Source organism: Streptomyces sp. UW30, from assembly GCF_008042075.1.
GTDB lineage: Bacteria > Actinomycetota > Actinomycetes > Streptomycetales > Streptomycetaceae > Streptomyces.
Window position 1 is genome coordinate 145,193 of sequence record NZ_RDBN01000037.1, and the last position, 23,653, is coordinate 168,845.

The following is a 23,653-nucleotide window of genomic DNA, read 5'->3' on the forward strand; positions in this document are numbered from 1 at the left end:
CTTGACCGCATAGGACAAGGTCCACATCGACTGATGACCACCGGGCGGCCCAGCCAGTAGCATCGCGATGCGAAGATCCGACCACGGGGGAGCAGTACATGGTCGAAGGCCATATATATGAGCTCGAGTTGGCGCCGCGCCGCCTGCGACCGCGACCGCCGCACACCCGCTCGGCCGCGGCGTGCCGACCGTCGCCGACGAACCACCGGCCGACGCGGTGACTGCCGGCACCGCGCGGGCGGAGCGAATGTTGGCGGTCAGCGATCTGCACGTGGCCTACCCGGACAATCGGCGCCTCGTGGAGGAGTTGGTTCCGAACCACAGCGATGACTGGCTGGTCATCGCCGGGGACACGGCCGAACTGGTCTCCGACGTGGAATGGGCGCTCAAGGTGCTGAGCGCACGGTTCGCCCGGGTCGTGTGGACGCCCGGCAACCACGAGCTGTGGACCCACCCCAAGGACCCGGTCACTCTGCGCGGTGTGGCGCGCTACGAGCACCTCGTCGAGTACTGCCGCAGCATCGGCGTCCTGACTCCGGAGGACCCGTACGCGGTCTGGACCGGGGACGGTGGCCCCGTCACGGTGGCCCCGTTGTTCGTGCTCTACGACTACTCCTTCCTCCCTCCCGGTGCCGCGACCCGCGAGGAGGGCATGGCGATGGCCCTTGAAGCCGGCGTGGTGTGCGCGGACGAGTACTTCCTGCACCCCGACCCCTACCCCAGTCGGCAGGCCTGGTGCGAGGCGAGACTCGCGGCCACCGAGGAGCGGCTCGCGGCCTGCGATCCGCAGCTTCCGACCGTGCTGGTCAACCACTATCCCCTGGTCCGCCACCCGACCGAGATCCTGCACCACGCGGAGTTCGCGCAGTGGTGCGGCACCACACGGACCGAGGACTGGCACCGGAGATTCCGGGCCGTGTCAGCGGTGTACGGCCACCTGCACATTCCTCGTACCACCTGGCACGACACGGTCAGGTTCGACGAAGTGTCGCTGGGCTATCCAAAGGAACGCTCGGAACGCCGGTGGCCAGTGCAGGCCGCGTTTCCGCGACAGATTCTGCCGCGACCGTGACCGCCTCGACTTTGCCCGCCGGAGTGCCAACGGAATTCTCCGGCTCTTCTGTCCGCGATGCTGTCGGGCCGCCTCCCGCCATCAGCTGAACAGCGGCTAATCCGGCGCACCGAGCCGCGATACGCCACGTCGCGATTCACCATGGCACCGAATCACCGAGATGCAATGAGTTGGAAAGGGAACAGATGTCGACACCCGACCTCCCGGAGGCAGCAGCCATCGGCGAAAAGCCACAATTGGAAAGCCCTGTCTCTTCGTTCAATGAGTGGGATCCGCTGGAAGAGGTGATCGTAGGGATCATCGACGACGCCAGCTTCCCGACCTTTCACATGTCGCTCCCGTCGGTGCTGCCCGGGGATCAGGTCGAGACCTTCCGCAGCCAGGCGGGACGCCCGTTTCCGCCGCACCAGGTCGAAGCGGCACGCCGCGAGCTGGAGGAGTTCGTCCACATTCTGGAGGGCGAGGGGGTGACGGTCCGGCGGCCCGAGCCCATCCCGCAGCGGCAGGTCTACAGCACCCTGGACTGGGCCAGCACGGGGCTGTACGCGGCGATGCCCCGGGACGCGCTCCTGGTCGTGGGCACCGAGATCATCGAGGCCCCGATGGCGTGGCGGTCCCGGTACTACGAGTCGCTGGCGTACCGGCCCCTGCTCAAGGAGTACTTCCAGGGCGGGGCCAAGTGGAGCGCCGGCCCGAAGCCGGAGCTCACCGACGCGCAGTTCGACCAGACCTGGACCGACCCCGGCGAGGAAGGTCCGCAGCGGCTGGTCGTCACCGAGTTCGAACCGACCTTCGACGCGGCCGACTTCACCCGGTGCGGCCGCGACATCATCGCCCAGAAGAGCAACGTCACCAACGAGTTCGGCATCGAGTGGCTCCGCCGCCAGCTGGGCGACGAGTACGTTGTGCACGTGTTCGAGTTCAAGGACTCGCACCCCATGCACATCGACGCGACCCTGGTGCCGATGGCGCCCGGCAAACTGCTCATCCATCCCGAACGGGTCCCCGAGGTCCCCGAGTTGTTCAAGAGCTGGGATGTGATGGAGGCGCCCACGCCGGTCATACCGGACGGACACCCGCTCTACATGACGAGCAAGTGGCTCAACATGAACATCCTGATGCTCGACCACGAGCGGGTGGTCGTCGAGCGCCAGGACGAGCCGATGATCCAGGCGGTGCGCAAGTTCGGGTTCACCCCGATCCTGTGCAACTTCCGCAACTTCAACAGCTTCGGTGGGTCATTCCACTGCGCGACACTCGACGTGCGGCGGCGCGGCACCCTCGAGTCGTACTTCTAGAGCGAGGAGCCGGGACCGTGCAAATATGGAGAACCTCCCGCAAGGACTTCTTCCTGGCGGCGTTCAGCGCGGCACAGTTCGCCATCACGCTGCTGCTGGCGCTGAGTTGGGCCACGGCCTCGCCCATGGCCCGGGTCGCGGGCGGACTGCTGATGACCCTGATGATGGCGTACAACATCATCGTGGTGTCCCATCTGTTCACACACATGCCCTGGTTCGTGAGCGGGCGGCTCAATGCCCTGGTATCCCTGGTCAATTCGGTCAACATCGGCCAGTCGGTGCAGGCGTACCACCTGACCCACGTCCGCAACCACCACCGGTTCAACAACGACCGGCCGGCCCCGGACGGCACCACCCGCGACACCACGTCGACGTACTACAAAGGGAAGGACGGCGGGCACCGGCCGCTGCTGCCCTATGCGGTCGGGGGCGCCGTCGACTCCCTGTACACGCGGGTGAAGGACACGGCCGCCGTCGTGCGTCTTTGGAAGGTCGGACCGAAGGAGGAGAACCTGTTGTCCCTGGCCTCGCGCAGGGATGAGGGCAGGGTCCGCGAACTCCGCCAAGTCCAGGCCGACCGGGCCGTGTTGTTCGTCTCCCTGGCCCTGTTCGCGGCGATCTCGTGGCAGTGGACGCTGTTCTGCTACCTTCCCGCGTTCTTCGCGGCGCTGACCCTGGTCAACGTGCAGAACTACTACCGCCACTTCGGGGCGAACCCGGATGCGCGCGCGGCGGACTCGGTGAGCCACTACAACCGGGTTTACAACTTCCTCACCTTCAACGACGGGTTCCACCAAGAGCACCACCTCAGCCCCAGCACGCACTGGTCCCGGATGCCGGAGGTCAGTGAGCGGCAGCAGGACAGGCTTGACGCGCAGCCGCGCATCGTCAGCCCGGTGCCGGCGATGCTCGGGTTCCTCCACCGCCGTCGGCCCCAGCTGCATCTCGACCCGGATGCCGCCAACCGCGTGGGATGACGGACTGAATCCACGAGCGATGAAGAACGGCGCCGCCTTCGTCGGCCGGGCGCGGCTCGCGGTGCGTCCGCGAGCCGCGTGCCGGCGGCGATCAGCGCCTTGATCGGGCATGGCCCTGGCCGCCTCGATCTGGCACAACTTCCGGACCAGGGAAGGCGGTTAGCCGCTCACTGACCGCCTACGACCACTGATCGTATGCGGAAAGACTTGCCTAGATCAGGAACCTGCTTTCGTGATAGGAACATGCGTACTGGGGCAGTTGCAGTACATCTGGCAGCTGAATGAGAGGGACGTACCGTGAGGGAAACCCGGGAATCGTTCACCGATGTGAGTTTCGAGGAGCCGCGGGGTTCCCTGGAAAAGGCCATCGCGGACATCCAGGCGGAGATTCTCGATATCGACCGGGTGGGGCGGTCCGACAGTTTCTACGACCTGGGCGGCACTTCGCTCCAAGCCATGCGGATATGCGCCCGGTTGGAGCGTGACCTCGGCGTCCGGGCACTGCCGGTATGGCTGTTCGACGCCGACATCCTTTCCGATTTCGCCGAGCGGGTGACGGCCGAGGGACAGACGGCAGATGCCTGACGCGCGCACCATCCACGGGGCCATCTCCCGTCACGCCGCTCGACAGCCCGACGCCACCGCGTTGATCGCCGCCGGGCAGCCCATCAGCTACGCGGTGCTGGACCGGGCCTCGGACGGCTACGCCGCCGAACTTGCGGCCCTGGGTGTCGGCACCGGCCAAGTGGTTCCCACGCTCCTGCCCCGCTCGGCCCTGTTGGCCGCGCTCCAACTGGCCATCCTCAAGTGCGGCGCGGCCTACACGGGCATCGATCCGCGGTGGCCGACCGAACGGGTGGGGATGCTCATCGAGCAGACCGGCTCTCCGGTCGTGGTCGGCGGCCCGTCGCCGGCGACCGAAGGCCTGCGGACCTACCGGCCCGAGATCGAGGACCTGGCAGCGGCCGCTGAGCGCGGCGGCGGGTTCACCGGGCCGGCGGTGGACGCCTCCGAGCCGGCCACCGTCTTCTTCACCTCGGGGACGACGGGCCGGCCCAAGGGTGTGGTGGCCCCGCACCGGGCGGTGACCCGCATGTTCACGGCGGACGGCCTGGCCGGGTTCGGCCCCGGACACGCGACGCCGCAGGCGGCTCCGCTGCCGTGGGACATGTACGCATTCGAACTGTGGGGCCAGACGGTCGCCGGCGGGACGTCGGTGCTGGTCGACGGGGACCACCTGATGCCGGGAGTGCTACGCGAGCTGATCAGCCGTCACGGCGTGGACACGCTCTGGCTCACCACGTCGTTGTTCAACATGTTCGTCGACGAGGACGAGGACTGTTTCACCGGACTCGATCGGGTCTACACCGGCGGCGAGAAGCTCTCCCCGCACCATGTGCGGCACTTCGTCAGGCGGCATCCGGAGATCCCGTTGTACAACGGCTACGGTCCGGCGGAGAACTGCATGCTCACCACGACGTGGCCGCTGACCGAGGCGGACTGCGACCTGCCAGGAGGAGTCCCGGTCGGCCTCGCGGTGCCGGGCACCCTGGTCGTCCTGCTGGGACCGGACGACAAGCCCTGCGCCCCCGGCGAGAGCGGGGAGATCTGCGCCGCCGGGGACGGTCTGGCCGTCGGCTATCTCGGCAACCCCGACCTGACGGAGGCGAAGTTCCCCACCATCGACGTGGCGGGAACCCCCGTACGCGTGTACCGGACCGGTGATGTCGGTGTGACCGATGACGCCGGAGTGCTGCACTACCGGGGGCGCGTCGACCGGCAGGTGAAGATCAGCGGGTATCGGATCGAGCTCGGCGAGATCGAGATCGCGGTCCGAGCTCTGGGCGGTGTCCGGTCCTGCGCGGCCATCGCGGTGCCGGGGCCGGACGGAAGTGCCCAGACCCTGGCCCTGTTCTACGTGCCCGACGGCCCCGCCGAAGCCGACGGCGGGGATCCGCTGTCGATCCGCAAACAGCTGGCCGATTCGCTGCCCTCCTACCTCGTGCCCGCCGTCGTGCGCACCGTCGGCCTGCTGCCGGTGACCGGCAACGGCAAGCTGGACCACGCCGCACTGACCGAACTGGCACGCCAACCCCGGCGCAGAGGCCGCGCGTGAGTGGCTCGAAGGTCTACCCGATGACCTTCGAGCAGGAGTCGGTCTGGCTGGCCGAGCGCCTGTCCGGCGAGTCGTCCCGCTACCTGGAGTGCTGGGCCTACCGGCTCCACGGGGCCGTGGACGCGGATGCCGTGCAGTGGGCGTTGAACCGGATCGTCGACCGGCACGAGTGCCTTCGCAGCCGGCTGACCATGCTGGACGAGCGCCTGGTGCAGGTCGTGGAGCCGGTCCACACCACCACGCTGGAGCACCTGGATCTGGGCGAGAACGGGCTGGACGAGGAGTTGCACCGCCTCGCGGAGCGGCCCTTGGACCTGAACGTCTCGCCGTTGCGGGCCGCCCTGGTGCACCTGTCGCCGACGGAGTCGGTCCTGCTCGTTCAGATCCACCACGCCGTGGTGGACAGATGGTCTCTCGACATCCTCGACGAGGAGTTCAGCCGCTTGTACTCGGCACGAGTGACGGGCCGGCCGCAGGAGTTGACGCCGGTCTCGCCGCAAATGGGCGAGTACGCGCTGGCGCAGCGTGCGGCAGGCCTCGACTCCGCCGCCGTGGACTACTGGCGGGACCGCCTGCACGACATACCGGTGCCGCTGTCCCCGCTCGCCGATCGGCCGCCGCCCGCCGCGCCCAGCTCGCGCAGCGGCGTACATAGCTTCACCATCGCGCCGGAGCTGGGACGACAGGTCCATGGCCTGGCCCGAACCGCGCGCACCACCGCGTTCACCGTCTTCACCGCGACGCTCGCCGCGCTCTCCTGCGGATACCTCGGCACGGACGAAACGGTCATCGGCACGCCGGTGTCCCGCCGCGCGGACGGCGACCTGGACGGCACGATCGGCTGCCTCACCGACTTCGTCCCGCTGAGGTGTCCGGTGCCGGCGCGGCAGGAGTTCGCCGGCCTGGTCGCCGAAACGCGGACGACGGTGCTGGGCGCGATGACCCACGGCAGCCTGTCCTATGCCGAGATCATGGCCCGGACCGGCGTTCGCAGGCGGTTGCGCAGTGCGCCGCTGTGCCCGACCGTACTCGGACTGGACGACGACCGCGTGGGCCGGCTGGACCTGCCCGAGGTGAGCGCGGAACGGATCGAGGTCCACTCGCGCGGCAAAGGCGCTCTGCAGCTGGACCTGGCCGTCGACAAGGACGGTTACGACGCCGTCCTGACGTACGACCGTGACCGCTACGACCCGCCGACCGTGCGCCGCATGGCCGAAGACCTCTGCGCCGTGCTGGGCACGGCGGTCGCTCATCCCGACTGGGAGACAGCGGAGATTCTCTCAAGCAACGGAGTGAGCTGATGCCTGAGGTGTCAAAGAGCCCGTGGTTGCCGTTCGGGGTACCTCCCGGCGCCCAGATCGCGCTGCTGACCCTGCCGCACGCGGGAGCGGGCGCGGGAACGTACCGGGCCTGGGGTGCCGGACTGGCACCGCGCGTCGGGGCCTACCCGGTCCAGCCGCCCGGCAGGGAGAAGCGGCGCAACGAGGCTCCGATCCGCGAGGTCACGCGATACGTCCGCGAGCTCGCACCGGAGATCACCGCACGCCTCCAGGGGCCCTACGCCGTATTCGGTCACAGCACCGGCGCCCTCTGTGCCTTCGAGCTCGTGAGGGAGTTCCGCCGGCTCGGCTGGGCACTGCCGGAACGGCTGTTCGTGGCCGGCCGCCGAGCCCCGCATCTGCCGATGCCGCGCCATCGCCTGGACGAGCTGCCCGTCGAAGAGGTGGCTGAGTTCCTGGGCGCGCTGGGCGGCACCCCGCCGGAGCTGCTGGCCGACCACCTGCTGCTGAAGCAGCTCCAGCCGCTGATGGGCGCCGACTTCCAGGTCAACGAGGAATACCCGTACCAGCGACAGGAGCCGCTCCCGGTACCGATCACGGCCTTCGCCGCCACGGAGGACGAATGGGGCACCCCTGATCTGATGAAGGGCTGGGGCGAGCACACCAGCGCCGACTTCGAGATGTGCACGCTCAGCGGCGGCCACTTCGCGATCTTCGAACAGGCGGAGACGGTGCACGACGTGATCACCGCCCGGCTGACGGATCCGTCGGGAGCGCCGGTGCCGGAGCCGAGGCCATGAGTCCCCTGACGGACGCGCGGGCGATCGGCCCGCTCCAGGAGGACATGTGGCTGTTCTGGAGTCGGCACCGCACGAGCTCGGTGTACACGATGCCGGAGGTGTTCCACTACGACGGCGACTTCGACATGGCGGCGGCGGAGTTCGCGCTCAACGCGACGATCCAACGGCACGAGACCCTGCGCACGGTGTTCCGGCAGACGGACGCAGGCGTCGTCCAGGTGGTTCAGGACCCTGATCCGGTGCCCGTCGAGGTGCTGGACCTGCGCGATGCGCCGGAACAAGCGCGGCCGGAACAACTGCAGGCGGCCATAGACACGGTGTCGGCCCGGCCTTTCGACCTGTCGGCCGGCCTGCCGATCAGGCTCGCCGCGATCCGGGTCCGCGAGGACCTGACCTGGCTGGTCCTGGTCGTCCACCAGATCGCGTGCGACGGGGAGTCGATGGTCGTCGTGCTGGAGGAGTTCGGCGAGCTGTACCGGTCGGCACGCCGCGGGACCTCGCCTGAACTCGGGCCGGCCGCGCCGGGGTACGGGGACTTCGTGCGGGCGCAGCTGGCGGCCCTGGCCGACGGCGGCCTGGAGGAAGAGGCAGAGTATTGGCGGGAGCGGCTGGCGGAGATGTCCGGTAGTGCCCTGCCGGGGACGGAGCGGGCCGCCGAACGGGACTCGGCGGTGATGGGCACGGTCATGCTGCCGACCATGCTCCCGAGCGAGACGTCGGCCGCGGTGAAGGCTTTCGCGCGCCGCAGCAGCGCGACACCGTTCGCCGTCCTGCTGTGCGCGATGGACGTCATGATCGCCGCTGCCACCGGTGACGGCGACGTGGCGATCGGGATGGTGACCAGTGTCCGCCCGCCGCGGTTCGCGCGGACCGTGGGCATGTTCACGAACATGGTGGTCCAACGGTCACGGATCGACCTGTCCCGGTCGTTCGCCGCCGTCCTGGCGGACGTGTCCCTGGATCTGATGGATTCCATCGACTACCAGGAATTGCCCTTCACCCAGGCGGTCGCCGGCCTGCACGAACCCGGCGGCGGGCTGATCCGGACCACATTCACCGCAGGAGCCGTCGGTGGGCTGACCCTCGACGAGGGAAGCGTGTCGGACGTGGTGACGGCGCCGGCTGAAGGGCTGTACGACCTGTCAGTGGTCTGCGAAATCGCTCCCGCGCACATCGCGGTGGACTGGAAGTTCGCGCTGTGCACGTACTCGGTCCAGGCCGCGCAGGGCTACTGCGCCGCGTACCAGGAGATCCTGGCGACGCTGCTGGACCGGCCCGAAGCGGCGATGGATTCCCTGGGTCTGACCGGGATCGCGGCCCGGCCGGCCGCGACCGGGCCGGAGCGGACCCCTGAAGCAGTTCCAGGCAAATCCCCTCTTGCGGAGAACAACGGGTGACTGTGTCGAATCAACCCACGCGTGCCGAAGTGCTCGATGCCTACCGGTCCCTGCCGCCGCGTCAGGGCGAACCGGCCGCGGACCTCTCCCGTGACGTGATCGCGTGCGGCGACGAGAGCGTGCGCGAGGCCGCGCTGGCCCTGGGCCGCGATCTCGGGCGCCCGGTGGTGGACGTCGATGTCGCGTCCGGCTGGCTTTCACAGACGCCCACGCCCGCGCCGACCTCGGTGCTGCTCATGGCCGGTCGCCACACGCTGGTGGCCGAGACGGTGCGCGAGTGGGTGACGTCGGCGACGCGGCATGAGGTGCCCGTGGGGTTCGTGCTCGCCGCCGATCCGGCGGAAGCCGAGTTCCAGGCGTCGAAGATCACGCTCGGCCACGCGCGCGTCCCCGCCGGAGCCGATGTCCTCATCGACGCGGTCAACGGGGTGTGCGGTCCGCCCGACGACCTCAAAGTGGCCCGCCCCGAGCGGCTCGGAGCGATCCTGGACGCGCCGTGGCGGTTGCTGGCCATCAGCGGCCACTCCGACCTCGGCCACATGGGTCTGGGATCGCTCGTCCTGTGCGGAGCCACCGGTCCGGAGCGGGTCGACGGCAGGCTGCTGTCCGACGGGTGTGATCCGAGCGTGGACCACTGCCGGTGCACGACGAAGCTGCTGCGCACCGCTGTGCCGACGGTCGGGCTGCGGGCCGCCGTGGTGGCCCTGATGGGCTGCGGTTCCTTCGATCTGGCCGTGGGCGAACATCCGACCACGAACAGCATGTGCGCCAGTGCTCTGAACGGCTGGGCTCTTGCCGCCGTCGGCACGCTGGGGCAGTTCAACGCCGACTTCGACGCCGTCGGTGTGCTGGCCGCGCACGTCGCCGAGGGACTCAGCCTGGGCGAGGCCGTCCAGCGCCTGAACCGCGCGCATCGCATTCCCACCGGGTACGGCGTGGCCCTGGCCGGCGATCCGGCATTGCGGTTCCCCGCCCGCACGCCTGCCAGGCTTGCCGACAGCGGTGCCGCCGTCGTCGGCGATGACGCCGGCGATCGCCTCCAGACCCCCGATGAAGCGCTCGACCTCTATCAGGTCATGATCGCCCGCAGCAGAACAGTGGAACGCGCACGGCACGCGCTTCAGGCGGTCGCGGAGAACGGACTGGACGAGGACCTGGAGGACAGCCTCGAGCGTCTGGGCCGCGGTTGCGAACAGGTTCAAAGCGCAGCCTGGGACGGCATCGGCCGGATCCGAGGGGCCTCCGACATGGAGACCTGGCGCATGAGCGACGGCGTCACGGCGAGGCTGGAACGGGCGGTACGGCGCTGGGACGAGGCGTTCGCCGCGACGGCGATGCTGGCCGTCGGCAATGACGTGTACGCGGCCTTGCACACCTTTTTGCGGCTGGACGACGCCCGCGCCGAGGGGGCGTGCGCGCGGTGCGGGTCGCGGATCCAGGTCTTCGAATACGACGATCCGGACTCGGCCGGCGGGCAGCGCGTCGCGGCCGAGTGCTGGCTGTGCGGCCCGATGCGGGAGTCGGCGGGCACGGGTCCGGTGCTGGCGATCACGGCGAGTGGCCTGCACGCACCGGGCGACGTGGTGCGTCCGGCGCTGTCCGTGCGGGGAACGTCCGGGGAACCGGACGGGACCGGCCACCTGGCCGTGATCCTCAACGACCGGGTCACCGACCGGGTCCTCGCGACGTTTCACGCCGAGTGCACCCTCGCGGACCTGCCCGAGCCGATGCTGACGATCCCCGAGGACACCCATAGCGACCTGCACGTGCTGTGGGCGGTGTGGGTCGGCCAGGTCACGGTCACCTTCGCCGGGACCAGGCTCGGCGTCGTCCGGACCGTGGAACAGGCCTGACATCGGACTCCTAGCGCAACGCGAACGAAAGGAACTGCCCATGGGCCTGTCCAAGGTCGGAACGCAGATGTCGCGTATGACCGGGCTCAGGAGCCTGATGGAGGACGTCGCGAGCGCGATGGCGACCACCACCGGGACCAGGTGGCTCAATCTGAGCATCGGCAACCCCGCGGCGATTCCCGAGGTCACCACGATGTGGCGGGAGGCGGCCGGCTGGGCGGTCGCCGACAGCTTCTCCGACGCCGTGGCCTACGGGGCGTCCCGTGGCGCGCCCGCTCTCGTCAACGCCATAGCCGACTACTTCCGCCGGCATCTGGGGTGGAACATCGGTCCGGAGAACATCGTCGTCGGCCCTGGCAGCCAGATGCTCTGCTTCGCCGCCGCCGCGCTCTTCGCCGGTGAGGACGGCAGCGGGGCGCGCCGGATCGGCCTTCCGGCGATCCCCGACTACACCGGCTACCAGGGCATCTGCATGGTCCCCGGGGGAATCGCCGGGGCCGAGTCCGGGTGGCGGGTCGGCGCGGACCGGTCGTTCCACTACGAACTCGACCTGGACGCGACGGCCCGCCGGACGGACCTCGGCATGCTGCTGGTGTCCAGCCCGTGCAACCCGACCGGGCGGAGCCTTCGCACCGACGAGCAGGACGCGCTGATCGCGATCGCCGAGCGGATGGACATACCGCTGTTCCTCGACCACGCCTACGGCCGGCCGTTCCCCCAGATCGGCCCGACGTTCGCGCCACCGGTGCTGCATCCGCACGTGGTCAACTGCTTCAGCCTGTCCAAGGCCGGGATGCCCGGCGAGCGCGTCGGATTCGCCATCGGCCCCGAGCGGTACATCACGCCGATGGTGTCCTTCCTGTCCAACTCCGTGCTGCACGCCTCAGGACTGGCGCAGGCCATGGCGGCCCGGGCCTTGTCCTCCGGCGCGCTCGACGAAGTCGTCGCCTCGGCCATCAAGCCGTTCTACGCCGAACGCCGAACCCTGACCGAGAAGCTGCTCCTCGACGCGATGCCGGCGGACGTGAACTGGCGCCTGCACGCGAACGAGGGCGGCATGTTCGGTTGGCTGTGGGTCGATGAGGACTGGTTCAGCGACGTCGACCTCTACGCCGATCTCAAGAAGCGCGGCGTCTTCATCGCGCCGGGCCGGAGCTTCTTCTCCGGACCGCTCGAAAGCGGTACGCATTCCACACAGTGCTTCCGCATCACGCTCACGGTGGACGAGAAGGACCTGCGCGAGGGCATCGGCCGCATCGGGGAGGTCATCGGGGCCGCGAGTCCACATCGCGTGGGCTCGCGGCCTCCGCTGAGCCTCTAGCTCACGCCCCGGACAACGGCAAGCCGTCGACGCGCGTGTCGGGATCGGCCAGGCCGGCCGCGAGCAGCGTCCACAGGGACTGCTGCCACTTCTGCGCCGAGGCCTGGTCGAACCGGTCGGCGGCGTACTCGATCTCGCCGGCCCAGCCGGTGGCGGTCTGGCGTGCGGCCCAGCTCAGGGCGARCTTCGCGGTGCCCGAGTGCACGAACACCTCGGAGATCTCCAGGCCCTCGATGGCGCCGCTGTCGTCCAGCGGCGTCGACTGCAGCGCGAAGATCGCCTGGAACAGCGGGTTCTGACCGGCGGCCGCACTCTGCCCGGCGCCTTCCACGGCGTCGGCGAACGGCAGCTCCTGGCGGGTCAGTGCCTCGGCCAGGACCTCGTCGGTGCGCGCGACCAGCTCGCGGAACGTCATGCCCTCGGTGAAAGGCATCCGCAACGGCACCATGTTGACCAGGTAACCGACCAGATCCTCGGTGCCCGGACGGTTCCGGCACGCGACCGGGACGCCGACCACCACCTCCCGCGCCTCGGCCGGCCGGTGCAGCGCCGCGAAGAAGGCCGCCAGCAGGACGACGAACGGCGTGGTTCCGCACGTGCGGGCCAACTCGTCCAGCGCCGCCGCGTCGAGGGCGTCGCCGGGCAGCGGCAGGGCGAAGCCGTCGGTACCGATCCGTCCGTCACCCTCGCGCCGGGTGCCCACTTCGGCGGCCGGCGGGGCTCCGGCGAGCCGCGCACTCCAGAAGGAACGCTGCTCCTGCGCCTCCGCTCCGCGCAGCCAGCGCTCCTGCCAGACCACGTAGTCGGTGTACTGCACCGCGGGCTCGGGCAACGACTTGCCCGCGTAGAACGCGACGAGCTCCCGCCAGAACACCGCGAGCGACCAGGCATCGAACACCGTGTGGTGCACGTTGAGCAACCACAGATGCTCCTCGGCATCGACGCGGTAGCAGGTCGAGCGCAGCAGCGGGCCCTGAGCAAGGTCGAACGGACGCCGGGCCTCCTGGTGCGCACAGCGGATCGCCTCGTCGAGATCGGCGACGTCCGTCACCGCGGTATGCACCGGCGCCGCGGGCTGGATCCGTTGCCAGACTTTGCCTTCGCCCGTCTCGAAAACGGTGCGTAGCGCTTCGTGGCGGGCGACGACCGCGGTCACCGCGGCGTCCAGTCGCTCCACGTCGAGCGGGCCCCGGATCCGGTAGGCGACCGGGACCGCGTAGGTCGGCGCGCCTCGGTGCACCTGGTCCAGGAACCACAGCGCCTGCTGCCCGCGCGCGGCGGGGCGCCGCTCGCCGCGCTCCTCCGACGGCAAGACCGACGCGCCGGTCGACGCGCCGCGCTCATGCTCCCCCTTGACCAGGGCCGCGATCCCGGCGACGGTCGAGGCGGCGCGCAGCTGCGCGAACGACAGCGCCACGCCGGTCACTTCGGTCACCCGGCTGAGCAGCTGAAGGCCCCGCAGCGAGTCGCCGCCGGCCGCGAAGAAGTCGTCGTCGGGCGGCAGCGGCGCGGTGCCGAGCACATCGCCGCCCAGGGTGCCCAGGACGCGCTCCAGCGTCGTCATCCGGGGCCCGTCGGCCCGCGCGGACGCGACGGACCCGGCACGGTCGGCGGGGACCGGCGGGAGGGCGGAGCGCGCCACCTTGCCGTTCAACGGCGACCGCGGGATGCGGTCCATCATCACGAACGTCTGGGGCATCATGGCCGCGTTGAGCCGGCCGACGAGCTCGGCACGGATCGCCGCCTCGGACCCGCCGTCCTCGGCTTCGACGTACGCGACCAGGCGCGAGCCGAAAGGCGGGTCGTCGACGGCGATGACGACAGCGTCCCGGACCCCGGCGCACAGCATCACCGCGCTCTCCACCTGGCCCGGCTCGACGCGGTGTCCGCGGACCTTGACCTGGCGGTCGGAACGCCCGAGGAAGACCAGCGTCCCGTCCGGCCGGCGGCTGCCCCGGTCGCCGGTCCGGTACATGCGCGAACCGCGCGGGCCCTGGGGGTCGGGCAGGTAGCGCTCGGCCGTGACGACCGGGTTGCCGTAGTAGCCGCGGGATACCGGCGGGCCGCCGACCCACAGATCCCCCGGCTCACCGTCCGGCACCGGCCGCAGATCGTCGTCGAGGATGTAGATCGAACTGCTCGCGAAGGAATACCCGATGGGAACCAGCGCGTAGTCGTCGGGGCCGTCGCCGGAGGTCTTCTCGGCCGGCGTCGGCCGGTGCAGCAGGACACTGATCGTGGTCTCCGTCGGCCCGTAGTCCGAGACCCAGTCGACCGCGTCGGCTCCGGGCACCCGGTACCAGGCGCGGAGCTTGTCGACGAAGATCTTGTCGCCGCCGATGAACACGATGCGCAGACTCGGCGGCAGGCTGACCAGACCGGCCGTCAGATCCTCCACCCACTGGTGCCAGTAGGCACTGGGCAGGCTCACCATCGTCACGGCCAGGCGGTCGATCAGGTCGGTGAACTCCACGCTGGTGAACTGGCGCCGGTCCGGCACGACGACCGCGCCGCCCGCGACCCACGCCGGCAGGATCTCCTCCAGCGCGGCGTCGAAGGCGATCGCCGTGGACTGCAGCACCCGGTCCGCCGCACCGATCTTGAGCTCGTCCCGCAGGGAGACGGCGTGGTTGGCGAAGCTCGCGTGCTGCACGGCGACCGGCTTGGGCTTGCCGGTCGAACCCGAAGTGAACACGCAGTAGGCGAGGTTGGCCGGATCGACGGCCACGGCCGGGGACGTGGCCGGCCAGCCGGCCAGGTCGAGGGTGTCCACGTCCACCAGGGGCACACCGTCAGGAGCCACGCGTATCTGTCCGCCCCGCACCAGCAGGACGGCACCGGCGTCGGTGAGCATCCCCTCGGCGACACCGCTGGGCAGAGAAGGATCGACGGGCACGTACACGCCGCCGGCCTTCCAGATCCCCAGCATCGTGACCAGCAACAGCGGCGTGGGCTCCATGATGACGCCGACGAGCCGCTCGGGCCGCACACCGGCGCCGACCAGCATGGCGGCGAAACGGTTGGCCTGCTCGTCGAGCTCGCGGTAGGTCAGAGTGCCGTCGTCCCAGACCACTGCGACGGCGTCGGGCGTCAGCGCGGCTTGCGCTTCGTAGAGGTGGTGAATGCAAGGACCGGGCATCAGTCTCCTACCTCAGATTCCGATTCGGTCGCGCACGATGAAGTAGGGGTCATCGGTCCCTGACATGGAAGCTTCCGTCCTCACCCGTAAGTGATCTGACGAGTCATCAGGCGTCCGATGTCGGTGCGGCCCGTCGTCGATCGATCCCACCTCATCAAGGTCACGAAGCCGATGTCAATAGCCGACAACTCCGGACCGCAGCGGATCGGTTCCCTGAGTCATGTCTGCCCGTTGGTCCGCCGGAAAACGGCGTCCAGCGGTCCCGCGAGAGCGGCGGACGCGTCGTCGAGCCACAGCTCGTAAGGCGATGACGGCGGGCAACTGCGAACGCAGCCGCGCCAATTGGTCCTCGAACTCGCCCCAGACGGATCAGTGGCCGTCCGGGCGCTCCTGGAGGCGCTAGGCGTTCGGCGCCGTGGGCTTGCGCAGCAAGTAGATCCGGGGTTCCAGCTTTCCGATCATCTGGTAGACGCCCCACAGGGCGTTGCCGAGCTCGACGCGGTACTCGGATTCGCCCAGCTCGGCTCGCAGTGCCGTGGACTCCCGCAACAGCCGTGCGGCGTACAAGAGCTGACGGGACGTCAGGTTGGTGCCGTCTTCCTCGGATGCTTCGCGGAACTCGGAGCCGACGATATCGATCATCTCGATGGTGAAGCCGGCCTTCGATGCCCGCCTCTCGAAGTCGTCCGGCTCCATTCGCTCGGGAACGACTGCCACGTCGGCGTAGAGGCGGGCACGCTCACCCGGCTCGAGCAGATCGGTGGCGAACAACTGGTACACCAGCAGGTGCCCGCCGGGCTTGAGGACACGGTGCCCCTCGGCGAGTGCCCGGTCGGCATCCACTACGTGGAAGAACATGTCGTGACTGAAGATCAGGTCGAACTCGCCGTCGGAGCCGGGGATGTCCTCCATGACGCCGCGCCTGATCGACACCCGCGATCCGGCGGGATGCTCGGCCACGGCCGTCCGCGCACGTTCGTTGTTGCTGTCCACCGGGTCCACGCAGACGGCGCGACATCCGAACATCTCGACCATCGCGAGCGAATGCGCGGCGTAGCGCCCGCCGATGTCGAGCACGACATCGGCGGGACCGATGTCGAGATCGTCGACGATCTCGAACACCAGCCCGTGGCTTCGCGGGTGGTAGCTGCGATTGAGCGCCCGATTCACCGCGTCGGCGCCCCCGGGGTGGTACATCTCGTCGAGAGTGATCGCCTCCGCCTGTCCCATGGGCGGGCACGCTACTACCCCGGTCGCGATCATTGCCACAGTCGTGSCAGGGATCTGAGCATAAGTCAGGTTATATGTACGTCGACCCTTGAGGCATTCCCTGCCACGACCTAGGCTGATCTCCACCGATGGCCGGAACCACACGAGGGGGAGCTGTGAACGACGGTGCCGAGGACAAACGGCAGTACTCGGTCGTGGCCAACGACGAGGAACAGTACTCGATTTGGGTCCACGGCAGGTCACTGCCGGCCGGCTGGCACGAGGTCGGCAAGACGGGGAGCAAGAGCGACTGCCTGGACTACATCGGCGAGGTCTGGACCGACATGCGACCCAAGAGTCTGCGACAGTCGATGGACGCTCCCGGCCTCTCCGCCGCCGGCTAGCCTCGGCCCTCCCGCGACGCGGTGAACACGGGGCCGGCGGCGGCCCCTTGACACGACATGGGGATCCCGGCCGTTCGTTCCGGCCGGCTTCGCCGTCGACACGCCACGGGTGCGCCACCCGAGAAGGAACCGGTCCGACCCACTCGGTCGTGCGCGGTGGGCATTTCCGTCCAGGTGCCGCCCGGGCTCAGCCGGCTTCGGTGAGCGCAGGGCATCGAAGGCCTGGATCACGCCGCCGATTCACATCAAGACACTGCGACACATCGGCCGTTGTCACAGAACTCTGGCCTCGCCTGGCTGAAGACACCGCGATCAGGCCTCCACCGCCAGGCACGGAATGGCCTGCGGTCTTTCCGCCAAGGACATCACTCGACCCTGGAGAGGTCTGCCCTCGTGACTGTATTCGTGCTCGAACGCATCAAGGACATCGCCGCACGCGAGCCGCACCGGCCCGCGGTACGCGCCGGCGTCGGCTCCCTGGACTACGGCGGTCTGACCGCGGCCGCGACCGATCTGTGCGATCTGCTGCGCGCACAGGGCGTCGGCCAGGAAGACGTGGTGGCCATAACACTGCCGCGGGGCGGCAATCAGATCATCGCGATGCTCGCCATCTGGATGTCCGGAGCGGCGTACCTGCCGGTCGACGCGCAGTGGCCCGAGGGCAGGCGTCAGCTGATATTCGCCGATTCGGCCACCTTCGTACTGGAGGAGTCGGCCGAGGCTGACGCACACGTCGCCATGAAGGGTGAGTCCGGGCTCCGGGTCAGGCCGCTGACCGAAGGTCGCGAACACTCAAGGGACAACAGCGCGAGCGAGCCCAATCTCGCCTACGTCATCGGTACTTCCGGATCGACGGGGACGCCCCTGGCCGTCGGCGTCGAGTTCGCCGCGCTGAACAACTACGCGCGGTATCTCCTGGACCTGGTGAAGCAGCCGGAGATACCCGGCGACGGCGACCTGCGTGTGCTGCTGTCGGCCGATCTGTCGTTCGACGCCTCGCTGCGGCCCGTCCTCCTGCTCGCGGCGGGCGCCGAACTCATCATCGCGCCGGACGGTTCGTGGCAGGACCACATCGACTGCATCGCGGCCCATGGAGTCACCGTCCTGAGCGGCGTACCTTCCTGGTATTCAGGTGTGTTGGGCGCCGGGTTCGTGCCGGCCGACTCCTCCGTGCGGCTCGCCTTCATCGGCGGTGAGCCGGCGCCCAACGGCGTCGTCCGCAAACTCGCCTCCGACCGCTGTGCCGTCGTGGTGCAGTACGGCCCCACGGAAACGACGGTCGCGGCGACCGGGGGCAGGCTGCTCAGCGACGAATTCCTCGAACCGCCGATCGGCCAGACCCTGCCCGGAGTGCAGGTCCACCTCTACCGGAACACCGATCTCGACGCGGCGGTGGACGGCGAGTCGGCGCACCTGTACGTGAGCGGGGCAGGCATCGCACGTGGGTACATGAACGACCCGAGGACGACCGCGGAGCGATTCGTTCCGGACCCGTCCGGTCCGCCCGGGTCGCGGATGTTCCGGACCGGCGACCTCGCGAAGGCACTGCCCCAGGGCGGATACAGCTTCCTGGGACGGACGGACGACCAGGTCAAGATCGATGGGCACCGGATCGAGCTGACCGGGATCTCGTCAGTCCTGAACCGGCACCCCGCTGTCGCGCAGTCGGTCGCCTTCGTGCACTCCGATTCCGCCCACCCCCTGCTGGCCGCCTGCTACGTCGGGGTCGGCGGGCAGGAGGAAGCAGCGGTCGAGGCGAGCCTGCGGGAGCATCTCGCGGGCGAACTGCCCGGCTATGAGGTGCCGGTCCTGATCCAGCGGGTGGACTCGCTGCCGATGACCGAACGCGGCAAGGTCGACGTCGCGGCACTCTCGCTGCTCGTACGACCCGCGCCGGCCGTCGACGTGGAAGCAGAAGTCGACGACGAGTCCGATCTGACCGACATCGAACGGACGGTGATGGCGATCGTGCGCAAGACCCTCGACGTCCCTTGCTCGATCGATGACGAACTGTTCGCACTGGGGCTGACTTCCCTGGACTCACTGAAGATCCTGGCGCAGATTCGCGAGGAGCTCGGAGTGCGGGTGCGGCTGCGTGACTTCTTCCAGGCTCGCACCGCGCGCAGTGTGTGCAAGCTCATCGGGACCGTCAACTGACGAGTGAAAAAGGGGGAGCAGATGCGTGAGCCGCTGGCCATCGTCGGCATGGCGTGTCGAGGTCCTGGAGCAACCGACTACCTCGCGCTCTGGGCCAACGTCGAGGCCGGCTCGACCGGAATGGTCACGGTCGGCGAGCAGGATCGGCAGCGCGAAGGGATCAGCCTCCCACCGGAGGTGAGAAACCCGTACGTGCCGGTCGCCGCCCCGCTGGAGGACTATGACAAGTTCGACAGTGCCGCCTTCGGCGTCCCCGCCGGGGAGGCCGACGTCATCAACGTCAATCACCGCGTGATGATGGAAGTCGTCCTCGAGGCGCTGGAGGACGCCGGCTGCGATCCGGTGCGCCATCCCGGCCGCATCGGGTTGTTCGCCGCCGGCGGGGCCACATCGCCGATCACGGTCCTGGATCACCTCGGCGACGCGAGATTCGGTGACGCCGGCAGGCCCCTGAAGTCCTCGGAAGCGGTCAACTGGGTGTCGCTGCTGGACCACGACTTCCTGGCCACGCGGATCGCCTACGCGCTCGACTTCCGTGGTCCGTCGATGAACGTCCAGAGCGCGTGTTCCAGTTCGCTGGTCGCCGTGCACCTCGCCTGCCAGAGCGTGCTGTCCGGTGATTCCGATGTGGCCCTGGCCGCGGGTGTGAACGTCGAGGCGCCGCACCGGGCGGGCTACTACCACCAGCAGGGCAGCATCTGGTCCGCCGACGGCAGCTGTCGGCCGTTCGACGCCTCCGCCGACGGCACGCTCAGCGCGAGCGGGGCGGGCGCGGTGGTGATCAAACGCCTCGCTGACGCGATCGAGGCGGGTGACGCCATCCACGCCGTCATCCGCGGCAGCGCCATCAACAACGACGGGAAGCGCAAGGCCGGGTTCACCGCGCCCAGCGTGAACCAGCAGAGCCTGGTCATCAGCGCGGCGCTGGCCGCCGCGGAGGTGGACAAGCGCGATATCGGATATGTGGAGACGCACGGAACCGGGACCGAGGTCGGGGACGTCGTCGAATGGCAGGCTCTGGAACGGGCACTCGGCCCCGACGGGGCGCGGTGCGCGATCGGTTCGGTCAAGGCGAACGTCGGGCACCTGGGCGCCGCCTCGGGCGTCGTCGGACTGATCAAGGCCGCGCTGGTCGTCAGCAACGGGCTGGTTCCCCCGGTGGCGAACTTCGTGCGACTGAATCCGCGGATCACATCGGCGGGCTCAAGGCTCTTCGTGCCCGGCAGCTCCAGCGCATGGGAAGACGACCAGCGCCCGCGACGAGCCGGGGTGAGCTCGATGGGTGTCGGCGGAACCAACGCGCATGTCGTCCTCGAGCAGGCGCCGGCGGTCCGGACGCCCGACGGTCCGGACGACGGCGTCTTCGTCGTCCCGGTCAGCGCCGCGACGCCACGCAGCGCCGGGGACACCGCGGACCGTTTGGCGGACTTCGCCGCGGCGAACCCGGAGAGCCTCGGCAGACTCGCCCACACGATGAGCACGGGCCGGCGCCTGCTGGCCCATCGGGAAGCGCTCGTCGTCAGCAAGCGCGGCGAGGAGGTCGACATCTGGCGGACCGGCCCCCGACGTGCGAAGCGGGGGCACGGCAGCGTCTTCGTCTTCCCCGGCAACGGAACCGCGCTGGGTGACCTGACCGGAGCGCTGGCCCAGATCGACGGATTCGCCGACGTGTTCTCGCAGACGCTGTCGAGCCTGCCGGCCGACGATCGGGACGCGGTGCGGGCCTGTCTCACCGGACAGCCCGAGACCGAGTCCGCCCCGCGGATCTCCGAGCTCGCCATGCTTGTCCGCTCCGTGACGGTCGCGAGTTCGCTGCTCGCCGACGGCATCCAGCCCCGGTCGCTGTGCGGCTACAGCCTGGGCGAGGTCGCCGCGGGCGTCGTCGGCGGGGTGCTCACCATGGCCGATGCCGCCGAAGTCATCACCGAGCGCGCCCGCATCCTGGCCGATGCCCCCGCGGGCGCGATGATCCGAGCGCGGCTGTCCGAAGCGTCGGCGGGCCGGTACCTCCGCGCCGGAGTGTCGCCGGCGATCGTGCCCGGCGCCAAGGACTGCATGTTCAGCGGCGAGTTGACGGCGATCGAAGCCCTCGCCGCCGAGCTGCGAGCCGCCGGCGTCGCCTCGGTCCGGGTTCCGGTGGCCCATCCGTTCCACAGCACGGTTCTGGAACCCTTCGTCGAGCAGTACGCCGCGACGTGGGCCAAGATCGATCTGCGGCCCCCGACGCTGCCGCTGATGTCACCGACGACGGGCGGCCTGCTCGACGAACAGACCGCTCGAGACCCTGCTTTCTGGGCAAGCCACCTGGTCCGCACCGTGCGTTTCGGCGACGCCATGAGCGCGCTTCGGGAGAACGGCACCGCTGTCGCCTACGTGCTGGACTCGAGCGCAGGCGTCACCAAGTTCGCCGAAGCGGCGTTCGGCGCGGACGCGCATGCCATGACCATCGCCGGACAGCCGGGCTACGACGCGGTCTCCCGCGCGCGGCTGCTGGCGACGGCCTGGACGGCGGGGCAGGATCCGGTCCTCGCGACCGCGACCGCGACCGCGACCGCGTCCAAGACCGGCCCGGCCGACGCTCGCGGTACCACCACCGTCATCGTGCACGCCCCCACCTACGCGTTCGACCGAGGTACCGAGGAGCAGCGCAGGCCCATGCAGCCCGCATCACACTCGCCGCTGGAGTCCGACCGGCCGCAGCCGGCGGCGGCTTCGACGGCCGCGGCTTCGAAGGCCGCGGCCCCGATCGCGGCGCCGATTCCGGCCGCGGTGCCGGTTCCGGCCGCGGTGCCGGTTCCGGCCGCGGCGCCGGTTCCGGCCGCGGCGCCGATCCCGGCCGCGGCGCCGATCCCGGCACCGGCTGAGAGCCCCGCGGTGTCCCCGGCCGACCGGGCCGACATCGAGACGCGCGTCCGCCGGATCGTCGCGCAGTTGGTGGGAGGCAGTCCGGAAGACGTCAAGCCCGGAGCGTCCTTCATCGACCTCGGGTACGACTCGTTCCTGCTGATTCAGCTCGCCGACGGCTTGTCGGCCGAATTCCAGACCGACGTCAACCAACAGCTGCTGTACTTCGAACGGGACAGCTGCGAGAGCCTGGCCGAATACCTCGCGGGCATCGTGCCACCTGGCCGGCAGCCCTCGTCCGTCGTGGGGGAGTCCACCCCTGCAACGGGGACGGTCCTGCCAGCCACCCCGGACCCTCTTCCCGCGCGCGTCACCGCCCCCGTCCCGCAGCAGTCCGCGTCGGCCCGCGCCCTCGACCAGAGCGCCGCGGGGCCCTTGGAGGAGGAACTGGAATGGGCCCGGCGGACCCCGGTGTCCAAACGGGTCACTGAAGAGGACCGCCACACGCTGGCGGACCAGCGGAACGTGGTGTTCTCGCTGCGCACCGGCCGCCGAGAGGTGAGCTACCCGGTGGTCGGGGTTCGCGGCGAAGGCTCCCGTTTCTTCGACGTGGACGGCCACGAGTATCTCGACCTGTGCATGGGCTTCGGCGTCACCATGCTGGGACACGCGTCCGATCCGGTGAAGGATGCGCTGCGCACGTTCGAGGCTTCCGACCTGCTGCTCGGCCCGCAGTCCTCGACCGCCGGCGACGTCGCCCGCGGCATCGCGGCGTTGACCGGGGTCGACCGGGTGGCCTTCGCGACCTCGGGGACCGAGGCGGTCATGGGCGCCGTGCGCGCGGCCCGCGCGAAAACCGGCAGAGACCTGATCGCGGTGTTCGCCGGTTCCTTCCACGGCACGTTCGACGGCGTGTTGGTGGCACCGCGAGCCGGTGGGCTACGGGGTGAGGCGACGACCCTCGGCAGGGGCACGGCGGCCGGCATGGTCCAGGACGTCATCGTCCTGCCGTACGACGAGACCGCGATCCCGATCCTGGAGTCCTACGGCGAACAACTGGCGGCGGTGCTGGTCGAGCCGGTCCAGAGCCGGCGCCCCGGCTATCAGCCTGCCGAGCTGCTGCGGCAGCTTCGCGCCCTCACCAGCGCGCAGGGCGCCGCGCTGATCTTCGACGAGATCATTACCGGCTTCCGCTGCCACCCCGCCGGCGCGGCCGGATACTTCGGCGTCCATCCGGACCTCGTGACATACGGCAAGGTCATCGGCGGCGGCATGCCCCTCGGGGTCATCGCCGGCGACGCGGAGTTCATGGCGCCCATCGACGGCGGGCGATGGCGGCAGGGTGACGCCGGGTTGCCGCAACGGCCGAGCATGGTGTTCTCCGGAACGTTCACCAAGCATCCGATGGCCATGGCCGTGGCGCAGAGCGTGATCGGACATCTGAGGAAGGAATCGCCTCGGCTGCAGAACACCCTCACCGCGCGGACGGCCGATCTGGCCGCGGAGATCAACCTCCATGCCGCGGCGAACGGTTATCCGATCGAAGTCGAACACTTCTCGTCTCTGTTCCGTATCAACATCAACGGTTCAGAGCGGGCGGAGAACATGTTCTTCCTGGGCCTGCTCAGTCGTGGCGTGTATGTGTGGGAGGGGCGCACCTGCTTCCTCAGCGCCGCGCACGACGACGCGGATCGGGCACGCATCGCCGAGGCCGTCGCCGACACCGCGGCCGAGATGGCCGCGCAGGGTCTGTGGGCAGGAGCGAAGGCGACAACCGCCCCCGCCC

Annotated in this window: 15 protein-coding genes; 13 read left to right on the forward strand and 2 right to left on the reverse strand. The window is 69.6% G+C overall.

All coding sequences use genetic code 11. The features are described 5' to 3' along the window. Positions 1-217: 217 nt before the first annotated feature. The 10 genes from EAO75_RS19250 (at position 218) to EAO75_RS19295 (ending at position 12,114) form a co-directional block, all read left to right on the forward strand. Entirely contained in the window at positions 218-1,072 is an 855-nt protein-coding gene (locus EAO75_RS19250) for a metallophosphoesterase family protein (RefSeq protein WP_410092484.1), read from the forward strand. Between the two features lie 284 nt (positions 1,073-1,356). Beyond that, positions 1,357-2,370: an amidinotransferase gene (locus EAO75_RS19255; RefSeq protein ID WP_222723975.1), complete on the forward strand. Its 1,014-nt coding sequence runs from the start codon at positions 1,357-1,359 to the stop codon at positions 2,368-2,370. A gap of 17 nt (positions 2,371-2,387) precedes the next feature. After that, on the forward strand, positions 2,388-3,347 hold the full coding sequence (locus EAO75_RS19260) for a fatty acid desaturase family protein (RefSeq protein WP_187284517.1): 960 nt from the start codon (positions 2,388-2,390) through the stop codon (positions 3,345-3,347). A 297-nt stretch (positions 3,348-3,644) separates the two neighbouring features. Beyond that, positions 3,645-3,932, forward strand: coding sequence for a phosphopantetheine-binding protein (locus tag EAO75_RS19265; RefSeq protein ID WP_147996316.1), 288 nt, complete (start codon positions 3,645-3,647; stop codon positions 3,930-3,932). Then, positions 3,925-5,463 carry an AMP-binding protein gene (locus EAO75_RS19270; protein WP_147996317.1) on the forward strand — a complete coding sequence of 513 codons (1,539 nt, stop codon included), beginning with the start codon at positions 3,925-3,927 and terminating at the stop codon, positions 5,461-5,463. The genes EAO75_RS19265 and EAO75_RS19270 overlap by 8 nt, the downstream gene beginning before the upstream one ends. Continuing rightward, entirely contained in the window at positions 5,460-6,764 is a 1,305-nt protein-coding gene (locus EAO75_RS19275; protein ID WP_147996318.1) for a condensation domain-containing protein, read from the forward strand. The genes EAO75_RS19270 and EAO75_RS19275 overlap by 4 nt, the downstream gene beginning before the upstream one ends. Next, a complete protein-coding gene (locus tag EAO75_RS19280; RefSeq protein ID WP_147996319.1) occupies positions 6,764-7,543 on the forward strand; it encodes a thioesterase II family protein in 780 nt (259 codons plus the stop codon). Before EAO75_RS19275 ends, EAO75_RS19280 begins: the two co-directional genes overlap by 1 nt. Further along, on the forward strand, positions 7,540-8,940 hold the full coding sequence (locus EAO75_RS19285) for a condensation domain-containing protein (RefSeq protein WP_147996320.1): 1,401 nt from the start codon (positions 7,540-7,542) through the stop codon (positions 8,938-8,940). The genes EAO75_RS19280 and EAO75_RS19285 overlap by 4 nt, the downstream gene beginning before the upstream one ends. Next, positions 8,937-10,793, forward strand: coding sequence for a hypothetical protein (locus EAO75_RS19290; protein ID WP_147996321.1), 1,857 nt, complete (start codon positions 8,937-8,939; stop codon positions 10,791-10,793). The genes EAO75_RS19285 and EAO75_RS19290 overlap by 4 nt, the downstream gene beginning before the upstream one ends. 40 nt (positions 10,794-10,833) lie before the next feature. Next, positions 10,834-12,114, forward strand: coding sequence for a valine--pyruvate transaminase (locus EAO75_RS19295; protein WP_147996322.1), 1,281 nt, complete (start codon positions 10,834-10,836; stop codon positions 12,112-12,114). A gap of 1 nt (position 12,115) precedes the next feature. Here the strand turns inward: EAO75_RS19295 and EAO75_RS19300 are convergent, their stop codons facing one another. Then, positions 12,116-15,253, reverse strand: a complete 3,138-nt coding sequence (locus EAO75_RS19300; protein ID WP_147996323.1) for a non-ribosomal peptide synthetase — start codon at positions 15,251-15,253, stop codon at positions 12,116-12,118. Between the two features lie 399 nt (positions 15,254-15,652). Beyond that, positions 15,653-16,483: a class I SAM-dependent methyltransferase gene (locus tag EAO75_RS19305; protein WP_187284518.1), complete on the reverse strand. Its 831-nt coding sequence runs from the start codon at positions 16,481-16,483 to the stop codon at positions 15,653-15,655. Between the two features lie 155 nt (positions 16,484-16,638). On the opposite strand from EAO75_RS19305, the gene EAO75_RS19310 reads away from it, so the two are divergent. The 3 genes from EAO75_RS19310 to EAO75_RS19320 all read left to right on the forward strand — a co-directional run. Further along, positions 16,639-16,866: an MbtH family protein gene (locus EAO75_RS19310; protein ID WP_261989361.1), complete on the forward strand. Its 228-nt coding sequence runs from the start codon at positions 16,639-16,641 to the stop codon at positions 16,864-16,866. Between the two features lie 393 nt (positions 16,867-17,259). Further along, positions 17,260-19,023, forward strand: coding sequence for a non-ribosomal peptide synthetase (locus tag EAO75_RS19315; protein ID WP_147996326.1), 1,764 nt, complete (start codon positions 17,260-17,262; stop codon positions 19,021-19,023). 21 nt (positions 19,024-19,044) lie between these two features. Further along, positions 19,045-23,653: type I polyketide synthase (locus tag EAO75_RS19320; protein ID WP_147996327.1), on the forward strand; the 4,609-nt coding region annotated here is incomplete at its 3' end.